An 18649-nucleotide genomic window follows, 5' to 3' on the forward strand; every position below is an offset into this window, starting at 1 on the left:
GAAGGGCATTGAGCATGGAGGTATTTATGGAAATACAACAAATGGCGGAGCGCATCACCAGTGTTTCCGCCCGAAAAAAGGCAAAGCGGCTGCTGGCGGCATCGCTGGCTGTGCTGATGATCAATCCGGTTACCGGCTATGGCGTTGCGGCCCAGGCGAGGGAATCGGAAATCATCACGGCCTTTGTGGAGCTGCCCGGAGAGATTACTGCCCAGCAGCTGGAGGTAGGCGCGGCGGAATCGGGAATCCGACTGCCGGATACGCTGGATGTGACAGTCCGTGTTGCGGCGACAGACACCGCTGACGGCAATGAGGAAGCAGCTCAGTCCGAGCGAAGCACTACGGAAGAACCGGCGGCAGATGAAAATTCATCCGGGGATGCGTCAGTTTCTGGAAATGAATCGGTTGAGCCTGAAAATCAGGACAACAGTACAGCGGATAGTCTCGCTACAGGCAGTGAAGCCGAGCTTATTTTGGACAGCGGCGCAGAACCTGTTCCGGGTAACAGTAGCGCTGACCCGTCTGTAGAAACCACCACCGGCTCCGCCACCATCACAAATTTAGACGATGCGGATACCGAGCAGACAGAACCCGAAGCATTCACCTCGGAAGAGCGGACGCTGGTGGGCATCACATGGCAAATCAATGCGGATAACAGCACTTCCCAATCCTTTGATTCCAGTGAAAACGGCGCGTACTATACCTATGTGCCTGTTTTGCCGGAGGGTTATACCCTCGCGGACGGCGTGAGCTTGCCGGAAATCAACGTGCTGATTGGCAGCGCTATGATGATGCGTACATTATCTGGCGATTCGCCAATTTCCATCGGCGGCACAGCCGTTGAGACTGACGACTGGTACGCCCTCACGGACGAAAGCGGTACGGTAAGCACCGCGGACGCGAACGCGGACAATTGGAATGTCCATGTGACGAAAGACGATACCGATACAACCGTTACCGTGACACTAAAGGATGCCACCATTGCAAACAATTCTTATTCTACCCATGCCATTGATGTCAGCGGGTATGATTTAGAGATTGTATTGGAAGGCACAAGCAACCGAATCGGAACAGGTACCACGAACGACAACGGCTATGCCGTATATAACAGAACTGACGGTAAGGATATCACCATTGGCGGCGCCGGGGATTTAACCCTGATGGGCTATTATGGCATATCCATCAACGGAACAGGCAACGTGGCCGTTGAAGTTGACGGCAGTCTGACCGTTCAATCCCAATGGCAAATGATCAGCTGCGGAGGGCAGCTTGATGTAACCGCAAAAAGTATCACTATGAATGGATATTACATTAATTGCGGTAACGGCGGCGTAAGCCTTGTTGCCGAGGACGGAGATGTCAATATCAACGGCACCGGGGATTATGGTATCAAAGTTGATTCTGACATTTTGATATCCGTTCCAGAAGGTGCGATTTCCATAAGCGGCGAGAAATATTCCTTGTATACGTCGGCAGGCACCCAAATTTCTGTTTACGCGAAAAACGACGTTTCCCTGACGGAATGTGTGCAAGGGGGTGACGGAATCGAGTCACAGATTACCCTCACATCGCAAACTGGGGACATCACCGTCAACAGCGAAGATTATCAAGCCATTGCCGGCGCCAAAACGTATCTGGGGCTTTCAGCGCCAGAGGGGGATATTACGCTGACGGCGGAATCCTTAGGTCACAATGTGATTGCCGGAAGCAGTTATGAACTGAGCATTCTCGCGCGCGGCACGCTGGACGTGCAAGGGCAAGACGGTATTACTGGCTTCAGCACGGCGAATATCAAGGCGGAAAAGGTCAATATTGCCGCCACCGGCGACGGATATGGCATGAGCGGCGAAATCGTGTCCGTTACCAACCCCGAGGGCGGAAACTGCACGGATATCAGCATTTCCGGTGGGGGCGGCAGCCGGAATGCGCTTAACACGGGAGATCTTACCCTCAAGGCGGATAGGGTGATTGTCGCCGTCGCAAGCAACGCATCCTCCGCCATTTCTGCATACGGCGATGTCAGCATCGGCGACGCGGGAATGATTATCGGAGGAACGATCGCTTCCGGCACAACAACCATTGCGGACGGTGTTCTGCAGGTGCAGGCGTCCGGCCCTGACGCGTCAAGCGGTCTGGATTTAAAAACCAATACGCCTGTTTATTCCACCTATTACAAGGCAGGGAACGGCTATGCGCTGTTTACACCGGCGCAGGATGATACGCCCGCCGTGCTGACGCTGCACAACGCGGAAATCGAAAACAATGACACTCCTCTGCAGCTGGTCGCGGATACAACCATTAAGCTGGAAGGCACGAACTATTTGACCAACACAAATACAACAAACGGCACGGTAGGGATTCGTGCAAGCGGGACTGACGGCGCTTCTCACTCAGTTACCTTCCAAGGCGGTAATGACGATTCGCTGTACGTTTCCGCATGGCAATGCACCTCAGGCATTGAGGAGATGACTATTTCCGGCGGAAAAGTCACTGTGTACGGCAGCTGCTATGGAATAACTGACACCGGGAATGTGCTGCTGGAAAACGGCGCACAGGTATCCGTTACAGGCGGAGAAGACGGCGATGCGCTTTCGCTTGGTTTTCTTGAAGATGACGAATATGAGAGTGCCGCAAGGAACCTCACCATCAGCGGTGGAAGCTCCCTTGCCGCCTACGGCTATGTCATGATTCCCGGCAATTTAATAATGAGCGGCGAAAGCTCATCATATACCGCCGAAGAGGAACGTAGCGTTGTTTTAGGCGACCTGACAATTGGCAACGGAAGCACTTTGACCGTTCAGTCGGGCAGTGAGTTTAATGTGCGAAATTCCTCCTCCGCTGTTACCAACGAGGGAACCCTCATCAACAACGGCATACTTCTGCTGCCTTACGAATACAACGCCGCTAAAGTCGCGGCATTGAACATCACCGGTAGCGGCGTTGTCAAGCTGTACTCCATGGGCGAATTCCCTGAGGACGACCGCTACAAGGTCTATGTAAACGGCGAATTTTACGCGGACGGCGGAGAGCTGAATGCTCAAGGCTCATTGAATCTTATCGACCCGCCTGAGGAAGCCACCTATTATAAATCGTCGGCAGACGACGCATATATCATTTACACCCCGTCATCCGGCAGTGCAGACGCCGTTGTGACGTTGCACGGCATGAATAATACAGGTTATCTGCAAGGCGGCATTGTTCTGCCAAATGCACCGGTTACCATTCGTGTGGAGGGAAATAATGAAATAATCTGGATAAGCGTTTCGGAAGCTGTTCACATTACCGGAAGCGGACACATTACCGGAAGAATTGAAAACGCTTCCTCCTCCGCCGAGCTGACCATCGACAGCGGCGTGATTGCGAACGTCATGTATTCGACAACGACAGGCGGCGTTATCACGAATACAGTGTACGGCAATTATTTGACTAATGATGTTTATGTAACTGCAACCGATAAGCTGGTACTGATGCCCGGCACGGTTTTGACCGTGAATGCCGGATATGGGGAACTTGCTTTCAGCGAGGGAGCCAGCCTTTCTGATATGGGCATCGGAACAGGCGCGTCCATCGTGAATAATAACTACATCACTCTGCCTAAGGGTACAACAGCGGCGCAGATTGCGGTACTGCCCCTTTCCGGCAGCGGCGTTGTGCGGGTTGCGACGGCATATGATGATGGTTCGCCTTCCGCATGGGACACCTACACCAACGACGGCGTAGCCGTGAAACAAATCGGCGATGGGGGTTCTGGTCTTGACCTGACAAGCGGCGACCACAGCGGCAAAACCGTAGCAAACGACGGCTATGCTTGGAACACCGACAGCAAAACATTAACCCTTGGTAACGCCTACATTGCCGGAAATCTGACGCTGCCTGCCGGAGCAATTGTCAACACGACTGCCGCTGCAATAATAAGCGAACGGCTTGAGGGCGAGTCCGGCGTGGCGATGAACATAACCCTTGGCGGCACGGCGCCTTTGACCGTCGGCGGAGGCATCAGCGGGGGAGCAAATGGAGATCTTGTAACCGTTCAGGGCGGCGCGCAGGTTACGGTGGGCGGTTCCGTGTTTTTAGGAGCCTCCGGCGGAACAGACGGCACATTGACTGTCACCGGCGCGGGAACCCGACTGAGCGTTTCATCCCGTTACGGCTACGCGGTGATGTGCGATACGGTGAATGTGGGAAGCGGCGCGTCCATGACCGCCAACGGCGATTCCATCGGCGTGGAAGCACTGACCGGCGTGAACGTCACCGGCGGCTCCACGCTGACCACCAACTGCGAATACGGCGTATACATCATCGGCGGCAAGCTGACGGTGGACGATATAAGCAAGCTGATTACCAACGCCACAATCGCGCCCTTCTGCATTGTGGACAGCACCTCTAACAAATCACAGAGCGATGTGCTTGGATTGGCAGGCGTTCCCTCCGGCACAGCGGTTGCATCTGTTGCGGGTACTCAGGCAAAATATTGGAGCCTTGTTGCTACCGGCGGCACCCTGTCCGTGACGGATGAAGGCAACACGCCGGTAACCCTGTCCGGTGCCAAAACCGGAACGCTTACCTTTGTCAAGGCTGCGACACCCGGCGGGAACGATGATAACGAAGGTGGGAATAACAATAACGGCGGTAACGACAACGGCGGCAGTTCCTCCGGTGGTTCTTCCTCCGACGACAGTTCTTCCGCTGTGACAACATCAGAAAAGAAGCCCGACCAGCCTGTCATCGGCAGCGTCAATGCCAGCGGCAAGGTTTCGGATAATCATGCGGTTATCATCATTACCGACAGCATGGTGAAAACGGCTATTGAAAAGGCACAGGCTGACGCAAAAGCACAAGGAAAAACGGCGAACGGCATTGGCGCAGAGGTTTCCCTTTCTGTTCCCGGCGCAAAAAGCTTCACAATCATAACAGAACGCGCCGCATTAAACAGATTGGTCAGCACAAATGTAAAACTGATTCAGATTGCCGGTCTGCCGGTTAATATCTCCTTTGATCTGGCTTCCCTAAAACAGCAGCAGGCGCAGGGCAGCGGTGATATTACAATGATGCTGAAACCTGTCACGTTCAAAAATATCCGCAACGCTTATGACATTGCGCTAAGTACGGTAAAAGGCGGAAAAACCGTGAACATCACTTCGATGGGCAATGGAACCGCAATCATATCTATCCCTTACACACTGGGCAAGGGCGAAGCAATCGGCGGCCTGTACGCGGTTTCTGTAGACACAAAGGGCAACGCCACCCGTATTACAGGCTCGACCTATGATGCAAACAGCAAGAGCGTGATTTTTACTATCAATCATTTCTCGCAGTATGGCATCGGCTACACCGCACCGGCAGCGAAGTTCACGGACATTAAAGCCCATTGGGGCAAGGAATCCATTGACTACGTGGTCGGCAGAGGATTGCTTTCCGGCCCCTCGGAAACCACCTTTGCACCCGATACTGCCATGACCCGGGGAATGCTGGTGACAGCCCTCGGCAGACTGGCGAATGTGGATGTAAAAGCCTACACCACAAATAGCTTCACGGATGTGACCCTCGGTAGCACTTGCCAGCCCTACATTGAATGGGCGTACAAAAAAGGTATTGTTCAGGGTGCCGGCAACGGCAAGTTTGAACCCGACCGTGCCATCACCCGTGAGGAAATCGCGGTGATTTTCACAAATTACGCCAAGGCTACTGGTTACACCCTGCCTGTAACCCGAACCGCAATGACTTATGCGGATGCTTCCAGCATTGGCAGCGCCTATAAAACGGCGGTCACAGCCATGCAGCAGGCGGGTATCATGATGGGTGGCACAAGCAATAAGTTCAATCCGAAAGCTAGTGCCACTCGCGCGGAGGTTTCCTCCATGCTGAGCCGTTATATCAAGCTGACCATTGACCCCACTACAGCGCAGGGCTGGGCGCAGGGCGACGCCGGACAGTATGTCTATTACAAGGACGGCAAGGCCCTAACCGGTACGCAGACCATCAGCGGTGTGAAGTATTTCTTCAATACTGATGGCATACTGAAAACCGGCTGGGTCAAGGACGGCGACAACTGGAGATTCTATTCCGGCAACATCATGCTGGTAGGCTTTTGGGATTTAGGTGCGAACGGCGACAACAAGACCTATTACTTCACCAAGGACGGCATTATGGTTGCTGGAAAATGGCTGGAGATCGACGGCAAATGGTACTATTTCTATACGGACGGCTCCCTTGCCAAAAGCACCAAAATCGACGATTACGAAGTCGATGCAAACGGCATGAGAAAAACAAAGTAAAACAGCCTATTTTACTGATGGTCAATAACCCTGCAGGAGTCTGCCCTCTTTATGGGGCAGGCTCCCGCAACCGTTTAGCACTATGAAATCAAGTGAATTTATAACCGCTTGTGCAGATTTTCGACCGCTTGATCATAACCCATTGAAAAACACTTGACAAAATGATACCCTAATAAAAACTATCATACTTCTTCGGTGGAAGAGGTGTGGTAGTTTTTTATTTGCATTTTAAGGAAGGAGGAGGTTGCGTGAATGTCGCATTGTGCGCGGCGTTCTTGGAAGGGGACGTCTGGGAAAACCGTCTGGTAACGGCGGCTCTCCCACAAAGGATTGAAATTACGGAGTGTAATAGCGCAGGGGCACTTCTAAAGATACTGGAATTAAAGCCGTTTTCGCTGCTCATTGTCGTGTTAAACGGCGTGGCGGGACTGGAAGCGGTACGTCATCTCAGGGAAAAAGCACCGGATGTTCCTCTTCTGTGGATTTCCGATGAGGATTACAGCCTGTTCGGCTATCAGTACCGTGTAACCTGTTTTCTGCGCCGGACGGTATCCGATGTTCAGCTTCGGGAAGCAGTGGCAGGATGTTTGAAGATTTCGGGAAAAGGAGAGGAGGAAACCGCAAAATGACAAAAAGCATTGCGCTGTGCGGGATAGAGGAAGAACTTGTCAGTACACTGGAACACTGCGGCGAATACCGTCTCTTACGCTTTTGTGACGAACCGGAGCGACGCGGTGATGTAAAGCTGGCCTACTTTCTGCGGGACGGTCCGCCTGTGGCGCTTGCCGTCGTGGGCTATCCCGGAGCAAAGGGACTTGCCGCCTGCGATTATCTGCGGACACAGAACCGCGCGTTACCCATCCTTTGGCTGTGCAGCCGCAGGGAATTTGAACCGGAAGCGAAACGGATTGGTGTAACCTTTTACGGCACCGGTCCACCCGGCACGGAGCTACTTGCCACGAGGTTGCTCAGTGCCATTTCCAAGGTGGATGCAGGAACAGTTGCTTGTCGCAGTGGATAAGTGAAAGGATATCAGTAAGACAAATAATAAGGCAATGCCGCTTTAAAAAGAAGGGCATTGAGCAATGGAGGGCATTATGAAAATAAAACAAATGGCAGAACGCCTAAACAGCGTTCCTGTCAGAAAAAAAGCAAAGAGGTTATTGGCACTGACGATGGCTGTGCTGATGGTGAACCCGGTCACAGGCTATGGCGTTTCTGCCCATGCACAGGAAGCGGAAACCATTACCGCTTTTGCAAAGTTGTCCAGTGAGATTGCCACTCAGCAGCTTGCAATGGGCGCAGAGGAATCAGACATTAATTTACCGGATACATTGAGCGTAACACTCAGTGTTTATGAGGCGGATATAACGGAAAGCATTGTGAAAGATTCGCAACCCGAGGAAATCCCTGCCGAAGAAGCAAAACCTGACGAGAGCACTTCGGAAGAACCAGCGGCTGACGAATCCCCTATTGATAATTCTACTGTTTCGGATAACGACGCGGAAGAACCACAGGAGGATGCAAACGCCGCAGAGGATAACACCGCCACGGCCAGCGAAGCTACCGTGGTATTGGACAGTGGCGAAGTGTCTTTAGCCGCAAGTACCACCGGTTCCGCCATCAGCGCAGATTCAGGCGATGCGGATGCCGAGCAGACAGAGACGGAAATAATCACCTCGGAAGAACGGACGCTGACGGGCATCACATGGGAAATCAACGCGGAGCGCAGCGGTTCGGATACCTTTGATTCCGCTAATGCTGGTGCGGTATTTTTCTATGAGCCGGTTTTGCCGGAGGGCTATACCCTTGCCGATGGCGTGAGCCTGCCGCAGATTAGGGTTCAGATTGAAGACAGCGGCAAGTGGGCGTTCAGCCAAAGCACCACCATAGACGGCGCCCGAATCACCGTTAAGGCGGAAAAGGATGTTTTCCCGGAGGGAGCTGTCCTTCATGTCGAGAAAGTAACCAATGCAGAGGACAAGGAAAAAATCCAAAGTGCTGTCAGCGAAGAAGTCAAAGCGGAGGATGCCGCTAAAAACGTAACGAAACTGGTTTCCTTCGACATTACCATCACGGATGCGGAGGGCAACGAGCTTCAGCCCGATACCAGTAAGGGCGAGGTAAAGGTTTCTTTCGCACAGCTGCCTATGGTGACGGAGGATGCCACACCCACGCAGGAGCTGAAGGTCTTTCATATGGATGATTCTTTAAGCGAAGCAAAGGGTCTGGACACCACTGTAAATCAAGAGGCAGAATCTGTGGAAGCGCCCGCCGAGCATTTTTCGCTGTATACGGTGGCACTGCTGACCGCCACGGCGGAGGACGGCGAAGCCAGCGTCACCGATTCGGAGGGTGCTGTAACCTATTATGATACCATTGAAGAAGCATTTGCTGCGGCACAGAGCATGAGCGGTAGCACGGTTACATTGCTGAAAGATGTCGCTACGGAGGATACGGTGAATATTACTTCCGGCACCGTTATCCTTGACTTGAATGGCAAGGCATGGACAAATACTTTTTCTGTGGGTTCCGGAGTATTGCAGTTAGTCGGAAGTAGCGGCAATACAGCTTCTCTCACTGTAAAAGACAGTGCAGGCGGGGGTAGTATTACAACAACAGATTCAGGAGTATATTCTATATTCGGATACACCGATTATTCGCTGTCGCTGGAGGGGGGCAGTTATACAGGCATTTGGGCAAGAGGAAGCGAAGTAGGGAACGTGCTTGCAGACGGCTATGCCTATAAAAATAATGAGAGCGGCGAATGGATCACCGACATGAGCGATTGTGAGATTTCTAATGTCACTGTTCGAGCAATTCCTGTCAAAATCACCGCGCAGCCGGAGGATACGCTTGCTGCGTCAGGATATAGCGAAGCACCGACATTCAATGTGACGGCGGAAACCATACCTGCCGATTCCGGGGAAACCATCACCTATCAGTGGTATAAGGACAGCGCAGCCATGAGCGGAGCGACAAGCGCAAGCTATACGGCTGAAACCGGTCTTGCGGATGGCACTTATACTTATTACTGCGCCGTAACCTGCGATGGCTATACGGTAAATTCGGATAACGCAACGCTTTATGTTACATCTGCCGAGGGCAATTATGAAGTGAAATTTTCCAGTGGACTGACCTTGAAGTACCCCACGCTGGAAACAGCCATCACTGCGGCAAAGAGCAAGCCTAACAGCACGGTCAAGCTGCTTGCCGATGCGACTACGGCGAGTAAAGTAGAGGTCAGTTCCGGTACGTTTACCATTGATTTAAATGGAAAAACATGGACCAGTACAGCAAGTGATGCCGCATTATATCTCGAAAAAGGCAGTCATGTAACACTAATGGACAGTGCCACCGGCGGCAAGCTGACCACGAGTACTGCTCAAAATACAATTTTTGTCAAACGCGCTGATTTAACCATCAAAAGCGGCATCTATGAAAATGAGAACAGCAACTATACAAGTTATGTGCTGGTCGCATATTTCTCGGGTACAATTACCATTCAAGGCGGTACAATTCAAACAAGCAAAAGTATCATGAATCTCGTCTATTTGCAAAGCGTGGATGTGGTGATTTCCGGCGGCACGTTCAGCGGCCCCAAAACTGCTTTTGACGCTTGTGTCAGCGTTGCTCTTTCCGGTGGGGAATATAGTTATATTAGTACAAATAACACAACCATTGTCGCCAACCTGCTGGAAAGCGGCTATGGTTTTAAGAACAAGTCGGATAATACCTGGGTGAACAATCTGGGCAGAGACAAAGATTATTATAACGACTTGGCAAACTATTCTCTAACAAAAGCTGTCACCGTCCAGCAGGTGCCTGCGCAAATCACCGCACAGCCGCAGGCCACATCCGCGACCTACGGATATACCACCGCTACCATGAGCGTCACGGCGGCCAAAACCTCCGCCGCACCGGAGGGCAGCAGTATTTCGTACCAATGGTATCGCGTAAAGAGCGGCGATGAAACCAACGACACGGCTTTGGGAACCTCCGCCACGCAGACGCTGCCAACCGGCCTTGACGCGGACACGCACAGCTTTTACTGCGTGGTCACCTGCGACGGCTATATCCTGAACAGCCAAAGCGCAACATTTACGGTGGAACCGAAAGACATTTCCGCCGGCACGCTGACGCTGGATATTCCCGAAGGCGGCTATACCTATGACGGAACGGATAAAATGCCTACTATAACCTTTATACTGGATGGGCACACGTTAACAGTTCCCACGGAATATGTATATGATTTTTGGGATAATCAAAATGCCGGCACCGCCAGCGTTACCATCACCGGGCAAGGCAATTACACCGGAATGAAAAGCAGAGAATTTACCATTGCCAAAGCAGACCAGAGCGCATTCAACATTAATGAAGTCACCGGTAAAAAATACGGTGACGCACCGTTCACGTTGGAAACAACCGGCAGCAGCGGTACGGGTGAGGTAACCTATTCCGTGCCGGAGGGCAACGGTGTGCTTTCCGTCAGCGGCAACACCGCTACCATTATCGGCGCAGGAACAGTTGTTGTGACAGCGAACAAGGCTGAGGATAGCAACTATAATGCTGCGACTGCAACACAGTCAATTACAATTAACAAAGCTACACCTACTATTACAATAAATGATCTTTCAGAACATACCTATAATGGCAAAGCGATTGTAAATCCGACGGAGTCGCAGGTGACAGTTACAGGAGCCAGCTATGCGGATATCGAGTTTTTGTATAGCAGCCTCATGGCAGGTCCTTTTGTAGAGCAAGCACCAAAGGATGCAGGCTCCTACTATGTCCAGGCAAGAATACCGGAAACGAAAAACACCAATTTGTGCTTCAGTCAAGCAAAGGAACTTTTAATTAGAAAGCAGATTCTCCAGATTACCGACGGCACGGCAGCACCAAAGAAATATGATGGTATGACCGGTGCAAGCGTGACCGATCTGAACTTTAGTGGACTTCAAAATGGAGAAACCCTTGCACTTGGAACGGATTATACAATTGGTTCTCCTGTCTATGACAATGAAAATGTCGGCACGGGAAAAAGAATTAGCGGCTCCGTAGCGCTTATAACAAATGAAAAAACCAAAAACTACTACTTTCTTTGGGGTGGCAACAAATTTACCTTGAACAATGGTGTTATCACCCTTGGGGATGGTCCCGCCGCGCCAACGGGCGGTGTCGTTGATGATGTAAATAAGACTTTCACATTCGACAGCGTAAATGGCGCGGTTTATGAGTACAAAATCGGGACTGATAACTGGGTTGATATTACTGCCAGTGGTACGACAACAACGATTACGATTGGAAATAAGGCTCTTGCAATTGGGGATTTGCAGGTTCGTATTAAAGAAACTGCAAATTATCAGGCAGGCGCAGTGCTGACCAATGCAAGCGCCTTTACTGCAAGCCTAGAGGGCAGTGTTTCCATCACAGGCACAGCTGCTTACGGCGAAACGCTTACGGCAAATGTCTCAGGGCAGCAGTCTAATGCCGTGCTTTCTTATCAGTGGATGGCAAACGGAATAGCAATACCGGATGCCACCGCAAGCACCCTCGCTATTCCCGGCTCTCTGGTGGGCAAAACAATTACAGTAGAAGTAACGGCTACGAACTATAGCGGCAAACTCACAAGCACAACCACACCAAGTGTCGGTAAAAAAGCAGTTACTGGAGTGGCAGGCAGTATCAGCAAGGTTTATGACGGAAATAAGTGGGTTAATGTTCCTCTTTCCATCACCAAGGTAAATGCGAGTGATGATATTACTGTAGTAGCCGAAGGAATCTATAACAGTGCGGACGCAGGAACAGGCAAAGCCGTTAGCCTAAGCGGATTAACTATTACCGGAGCGGCGGCGGACTGGTACGAAGTTGCCATGCCGACAGGCGTGACCGGAGCGATCACCGCAAAACCGCTGACCACCGCCACCGTTACTATAAACGGCAGCTATATCTATACCGGCAGTGCGATTGTTCCTGCGGCGGACGATGTGCTTGTCAAGGATGGGACAACCACTCTTACAAATGGCACAGACTATAGCTTTACTGCAAATAACAACGTTAATGCTGGAACAGCAACAGTGACGGTTACGCTAAAGGGCAATTACAGTGGCAGTGCAAGCAGCAGCTTTACCATTGCACCTAAGGCAATTACACCGACCATTGATGCCATAGGAAACAGAATGTTTACAGGAACACAGCTAATGCCTGTTCCTGCGGTTAAAGATGGCACTACAACGCTGACCAAAGACTCCGACTATACCGTAAGCTACGGTTATAAATATTAATGCTGGAGCAGATGCGGGTAGCATCACTGTCGCCCTCAAGGGCAACTATAGCGGAACAGCTACGGAGAAATTCACAATAAGCAAGGCATTAGCTCCCACAGTGGCGACTCCTGCCAACATTGCCATGGTAAAAGGACAGGAAAGAGCCTATACCTTTGACCTCTCCACTCTTACCGTGCCGCAGAATGCAGGTGTGAAGACCTACGTGGTGGCATCTCCAAGCAATGCAGGTCTGTTCAAAGTAAATCCCACTGTTGACGGCAGTACGCTTAAATTTACTTCTGCAAATGTTGGGACAGCAGGCGGTACAGCCACGGCAGTCGTGACCATTAGAAGTGATAATTATCAAAACGCTACCGTTAGCTTGACCTTTAAGATCGTAGACAAATCGCCTGTAACCATCAGTGGCATTGCCGTGGCAAGTAAGAGCTATGACGGCACAGCGGCAGTATATACAGGGACGCCTATTTCCCAAGACGTTGGAAGGACAGTCGCTGTTTCCGGCTATGACTATACATGGAGCAAGGCAGACGGCACACCGCTTTTAGAAGCACCTAAATCAGTGGGTAACTATAAGCTTTCGGTATCCGTCAAGGCAGATGATCCTAACTATATCGGCAGTATTAATGTGCCGTTTGAAATCGTCAAGGCTAACCTTATTATTAAAGCCGATGACAAGCATATATTGATTGGCGGAGCAAAGCCTGACTACACTGCAACGGTTACAGGACTGGTAAACGGCGAAACAATCAGTGGCATTAGCTTTACGGACAATGCTCCTAATACCAATACCAAGGGCAGCTTTACCATTACTCCTTCAAACGGCACAATCACCGGCGGCGGTAACGGCAACTACAATATCACCTACGAAACAGGCACGCTGACGATAGGTATTGATGTGTCCGTCATTGATTCGGCAATCGCAGCGGCAAATACCGCAAAGAGCGGTGTTTCAGTGGACGATAGAGCGGCAAACCAAGTATCCAGTGGCACAAGATTTGTTACCACGGCAGAAATGAACGCACTGACCGCTGCAATTCAAACGGCAACAGAGGCAAAAGTCACGGTAAACACAGCAGGAGAAGTACAGGCAGCAGCAAAGGCAATGGATGATGCGTTGACAGGTTTCAAAGCTGCAATCAAAACAGGAACCTATACCGCACCGAGCGGCGGTGGTTCTTCTGGCGGCGGCACATCCTCAGGAGGAGGTACGACTCCTGCTCCTGTCGCAACACCGGAAAAGATGCCAAATCAGCCGGTAACAGCAACGGCTCCTGTCACGGCAACAGCAGGGACAAACGGTGCGGCAAGTTCATCTATCCCGGATAAAGCGGTAACCGATGCCATTGCAAAAGCACAGGCGGATGCAAAGGCACAGGGCAAAACAGCAAACGGCATCACCGTTGCGCTGGATGTAACCATGCCAAAGGGCGCAGCTTCCTTGACAGCAACCCTTACCCGCAGCTCTTTGGATATCCTTGTAAGCGCCGGAGTCAGCAGCCTTGAAATCAACGGCTCCCTTGTACAGGTTAGCTTTGATAAAAAGGCGCTGGCAGAAATCCAGAAGCAAAGCACCGGTAATATCAATATTGCCATTGCACCAAAAACAAACCTTTCCAATGCGGCCAAAAAGATGATCGGCACAAGACCGGTCTATGACATTACGGTAGGCTATGGAAGCGGAAAAACAGTATCCAACTTTGGCGGTGGGATTGCAACGGTATCTATTCCATATACGCTGGGCAAGAATGAAGCAGTCGGTGGTCTGTATGCGGTCTATGTAGACGCAAAGGGCAATGCCACTCGTATTGCAGGCTCTGCCTATGATGCAAACAGCGGCTGTGTTATTTTCACAACCACGCACTTTTCGCAGTACGGCATTGGCTACACTGCACCGACAGCAAAGTTTACAGATATCAGCACCCATTGGGCAAAGGAATCCATTGACTATGTGGTGGGCAGAGGGCTGATGTCCGGAAGTTCGGAAACAGCATTTACACCAAATTCTGCTATGACACGGGGAATGTTGGTAACAGCCCTTGGCAGACTAGCAGGAGTGGATACAAAAGCCTATACAAAGAACAGCTTCACAGATGTAAAAGCAGACAGCGCATATCATCCGTATATTGAGTGGGCGTACAGCAAGGGCATCATTCAGGGCATCGGAAACAGCCAGTTTGCTCCAGACAGGGCGATTACCCGTGAGGAAATTGCGGTAATCTTTGCAAACTATGCAAAGGCAACCGGCTATACGCTGCCAATCACCCGTGAAGCAAACATGTATGCTGATGCTTCCGGTATTGGAAGTGCGTACAAAGACGCTGTAAAAGCCATGCAGCAGGCAGGAATTATGATGGGCGGCAGTGACAATAAGTTCAATCCAAAGGGAAATGCCACCCGCGCCGAGGTTTCCTCCATGTTAGGCCGTTATATCAAGCTGACCATCAACCCTGCCACAGCGCAGGGCTGGGCGCAAAACGATGCCGGACAGTACCTGTACTACAAGGATGGCAAAGCTCTAACCGGCACACAGACCATCGACGGTGTGAAGTATTTCTTCAACACCGATGGTACGCTGAAAACCGGCTGGGTCAAGGACGGCGATAACTGGCGTTTTTATTCCGGTAAGACAATGTTAGTCGGCTTTTGGGATCTTGGTGCAAACGGAAACAATAAGACCTATTACTTTACTAAGGACGGTCTGATGATATCCGGGAAGTGGCTTGAGATTGACGGCAAATGGTACTATTTCTATACCGACGGCTCCCTTGCCAGAAGCACCAAAATCGACGGCTATGAGGTCGATAAAAACGGAGTGAGAAAAACAAAGTAAACGACATTTCTAAGAAACAGAATTGAATTAAGGGCAAACCCATCAAAAGATGGGGACGCAAAGCCGAGGGTCTAAGGCGCACATTGTGCTATGATAGTCTGGCTGCAAAAAACTGCAAAGAGCCTGCTCTCTATTCTAAGGGCAGGCTCTTGTCATAAGCAGTTTTAGCTGAATTATTTGAAGTACAGACCTCTTTCGCTGTGCGCCATAGCGAAAGGGGTAACCACATGAGCATTCCAAACTTCCATCCTTTTCGGGGTTGGAAATAAAGACGGCGCACGACAAATTCATATAGGCAAATACAAAAAGACAGCATTTTGCTTTTACAGGCAGAGTGCTGTCTTTTTGTATTTGACAAAGTTCCTGTGGATACGACATTTTTCAGCTATCTATTGCCGTGGTCCTCCCTCTGATTTGTTTCGCATTTTAGCAAAACAGATCGGAGGAAAGGAATATGAAGAATTATAAAGATAGTGATTATGCACTGAATAAGTTCAGTGAGGGAATTGTGTACCGCTTTGCCGACCGTATCGTGGAGATTACATTGGAGGACTACCTTGCGGAGAATCCCGGCAAAACCGCAGAGGACTTTATGGAACTAAAAGCCCTGTCGGACGAAATCTATCATCAGCAGGTGATAGACGAAAATCGGACAAGCCGTTTGGATGTCAGTATCAATGGCTTAGAGGATACGGAGGCGCTTGCTACGGCTTCTCTCGATACGGAGCTGATACATAAAAAAGATACTGAAAAGGCTATAGAAGCCGCCAGACAGCTTCTTGACAGTGGTGGATTAACAGAAGTTCAACGGCGGCGGTTCCTGTTGCATTTCTTTCAAGGGCTATCCATTCGCCAGATTGCAAGCTGCGAAGGAGTGCATTTTACTTCTGTACATGAAAGTATAAAAGCAGCTACGGCAAAGTTGCAAAGGTTTTTTGACATTGGGTAACCTAAACGGTAAACAGCGAATAATTGTTGTCTGTTGATACATGTTGCCCACTTCACCACGGTTTAAAAAATGCCCTTATGATACCGTGGACAAAGTCGGGGGGGTAAGGTCATTAGGAGGCTATGGTAGTCTAACTACAAAAATCACAAGAGCCTGATCTCAAAATAGAGAGCAGGTTCTTGCTGCATTTTACAAATATCTTTGATATCAGGCAGAGCTTTTGCTATGAACGATGACCAAAAAGCACAGTGTGAGGACTTAATAGATAAAACAATCTCCTATGCAGTAGCTTGAAATATAAACCAGCTATCCTTGACTGAAAACTGGAATACACCGCCATGCTTTTCCACGATATGAGCTATGCTTTTTGTGCCAAAGCCATGCCCCTGCTCTTGTGATATTGGAAGCCCTTGTTGAAATATCGGCTCTACCTGATAGCTGTTGTGCAGATCAATGCACAGCTTATTATTTTTGGAATACATACGCAGCCGGATGATGCGTTTGTTGCTGTCAGGTATCTGTTCACAGGCATGGATGGCATTTTCCAAGGCGTTTGACAAGAGCGAGCAAAGCTCAGTATCGCTAAAGGGAAGCAAATCAGGCAGTTTCGCATCCACCGTCAGCATGATTGACCCTTGTTTTGCTTTCGTAGCGAAAGCGGACAAAATTAGGTTGACGGTTTCGTTTTCGCAAAAGCGTATGGGCGTGATGGCATCCATGTCGGACTGGGCTGTTCGCAGGTACTCTTTAATCCCCTCGATGTGTTCCTTGGAGGCCAACCCCTGTAAAAGGGCAAAATGATGGCGAATATCATGCCGATAGGATGCGGCGTTCTGTTGTAACTGCCGCAGAGAAGCAAACTCTGTCTGCGCCAATCTAAACTGTGCATCCAACATATCCTTTTCTCTTTGGAGGGTCGCTTGTTTTTGTGTCTCAGCGTAGTAAAGGATAACAAACACAAAATAAAAAATGGATATTATTGAAGGCATGAACTGCACCGCCCATTCGGTACCGCTGTAAAGCACATCGGTGTAGATGGCGGTTATGTAGTCGAACAGATAGTAAAAAAGCGGAACTCCGCCTAAAAATAAGCAAGATTTAGTGGACACTTCCATAAGATGCCGGACGGAAGCCGCCACATACTTTTTCAGGAAATAGTAGAACAGAAAGATCGCCCCAACATAAAAAACGTGATCCGCAAGTCTGCTGTCCAAAGCGGCGCCTGCAATGAAACCGAACCAGCGTGGTGCTTGACAGCAAAGATAACCGGAAAGCACGCTGACGGCGGAGATGAGCCACGGTCGCTTATAGTATAAAGAGAATATCACGATCAGCGGCAGATGTATAATCAGCGGATACAGCTTTGATGTCAAATCCAAGCCCAAAAGCCACCAACTGGCGGTTTGAACGAAAAGGAAAATGACACAGAGCAAACCGGTAGTGAACCTGTTTTTCTTTGTAAGTTCTATTCCCGCAAAGAGAGCAGTCACCGTGATGCCAAAGACCAGAGAAGCCCCAAATCGCAAGAGTCCTATCACTGTTACTGCCACTTTAAAGCACCTCCCTCCATTTTCTTATTCCCCTTCCATTTGATAATTCAGATATTGCTGCTTAATCTCCTTTGCCTTGCCCTGTGCGACAGGAACAGCGGAAAGGGTCTGTAAGGTGATCTGATGGTTTTCGATGGTATCCACATACTGCATATTCACAAGAAAAGAGCGGTGAGGTTTGATAAAACACCCATATTTCAGCAAGCTATCGCAGACAGAGGAAAAAGGCTCCGTACATTCGACCACCTTGCCGGAGCGCAGATGATAGAGGACGTTTCTGCCGATGACCTCGGCAAAAGCCAAATTGGAGATCAGTATTTTTTGAATCCCCTCATTGCTCTTTACGATGACCGCATCCTCTTCTTCTTTCGCTTTGATTTGCTCCAGCAGCTCATCAAAGGTGAAGAATAGCTTCTCCTTTGAAATTGGCTTGAGTACATAGTTGATGGCTTTCACCGAATAGCTTTCCAAAGCAAACTCAGGAGATGAGGTGAAGAATAAAATCGGTGCGGTTTTGTCAAAGGTGCGAATTTCTTTTGCCGCATCAATGCCGGTAAAGCCCGGCATCATAATATCCAGACAGTATATATCAAACCGCTTTCCTTTTTCCAAGGCCGAAATCAATTCAAATCCGTTTGGAAATACGGCGTGTTCACAGTTTAGATGTCTTGATGTTCGATACAGGTCTATAAGCTGTACCATATTGGATAGCTCGTCAATATTGTCGTCGCAGATCGCAATTTGCAGCATAAGCACCC

Annotated in this window: 8 protein-coding genes and 1 riboswitch; of the genes, 6 read left to right on the plus strand and 2 right to left on the minus strand. The window is 50.0% G+C overall.

Annotated elements, in window-relative coordinates; genetic code table 11:
- The first annotated feature begins 14 nt into the window (after positions 1-14).
- The 6 genes from NBX03_RS05900 to NBX03_RS05925 all read left to right on the plus strand — a co-directional run bounded on the left by NBX03_RS05900 (position 15) and on the right by NBX03_RS05925 (position 16341).
- Positions 15-6275, plus strand: coding sequence for an S-layer homology domain-containing protein (locus NBX03_RS05900; RefSeq protein ID WP_250229827.1), 6261 nt, complete (start codon positions 15-17; stop codon positions 6273-6275).
- 248 nt (positions 6276-6523) lie between these two features.
- On the plus strand, positions 6524-6904 hold the full coding sequence (locus tag NBX03_RS05905) for a hypothetical protein (protein ID WP_250229828.1): 381 nt from the start codon (positions 6524-6526) through the stop codon (positions 6902-6904).
- Positions 6901-7296 carry a response regulator gene (locus tag NBX03_RS05910; protein ID WP_250229829.1) on the plus strand — a complete coding sequence of 132 codons (396 nt, stop codon included), beginning with the start codon at positions 6901-6903 and terminating at the stop codon, positions 7294-7296. Before NBX03_RS05905 ends, NBX03_RS05910 begins: the two co-directional genes overlap by 4 nt.
- 76 nt (positions 7297-7372) lie before the next feature.
- Entirely contained in the window at positions 7373-12559 is a 5187-nt protein-coding gene (locus NBX03_RS05915; protein WP_250229830.1) for a YDG domain-containing protein, read from the plus strand.
- Positions 12560-12659: 100 nt separating this feature from the next.
- Entirely contained in the window at positions 12660-15392 is a 2733-nt protein-coding gene (locus NBX03_RS05920) for an S-layer homology domain-containing protein (RefSeq protein WP_250229831.1), read from the plus strand.
- A gap of 22 nt (positions 15393-15414) precedes the next feature.
- A riboswitch (cyclic di-GMP riboswitch) is annotated at positions 15415-15502 on the plus strand.
- A gap of 344 nt (positions 15503-15846) precedes the next feature.
- Positions 15847-16341 (plus strand): RNA polymerase sigma factor, encoded by a 495-nt coding sequence (locus tag NBX03_RS05925; RefSeq protein WP_250229832.1) that lies wholly within the window; start codon positions 15847-15849, stop codon positions 16339-16341.
- 278 nt (positions 16342-16619) lie between these two features.
- On the opposite strand, the gene NBX03_RS05930 is transcribed toward NBX03_RS05925, so the two are convergent.
- A complete protein-coding gene (locus NBX03_RS05930; protein ID WP_250229833.1) occupies positions 16620-17891 on the minus strand; it encodes a sensor histidine kinase in 1272 nt (423 codons plus the stop codon).
- A 24-nt stretch (positions 17892-17915) separates the two neighbouring features.
- Positions 17916-18641 (minus strand): LytR/AlgR family response regulator transcription factor, encoded by a 726-nt coding sequence (locus NBX03_RS05935; RefSeq protein ID WP_250229834.1) that lies wholly within the window; start codon positions 18639-18641, stop codon positions 17916-17918.
- Positions 18642-18649: the final 8 nt, after the last annotated feature.

The sequence above is a fragment of the Anaeropeptidivorans aminofermentans genome (genome assembly GCF_940670685.1).
GTDB classification, from domain to species: domain Bacteria; phylum Bacillota; class Clostridia; order Lachnospirales; family UBA5962; genus Anaeropeptidivorans; species Anaeropeptidivorans aminofermentans.

Excerpts from the sequence above, each read along its gene's own strand:
- NBX03_RS05935 (WP_250229834.1), bottom strand. The coding sequence starts at position 18,641 with ATGCTGCAAATTGCGATCTGCGACGACAATATTGACGAGCTATCCAAT.
- NBX03_RS05900 (WP_250229827.1), top strand. The coding sequence starts at position 15 with ATGGAGGTATTTATGGAAATACAACAAATGGCGGAGCGCATCACCAGT.
- NBX03_RS05915 (WP_250229830.1), top strand. The coding sequence starts at position 7,373 with ATGAAAATAAAACAAATGGCAGAACGCCTAAACAGCGTTCCTGTCAGA.
- NBX03_RS05910 (WP_250229829.1), top strand. The coding sequence starts at position 6,901 with ATGACAAAAAGCATTGCGCTGTGCGGGATAGAGGAAGAACTTGTCAGT.
- NBX03_RS05925 (WP_250229832.1), top strand. The coding sequence starts at position 15,847 with ATGAAGAATTATAAAGATAGTGATTATGCACTGAATAAGTTCAGTGAG.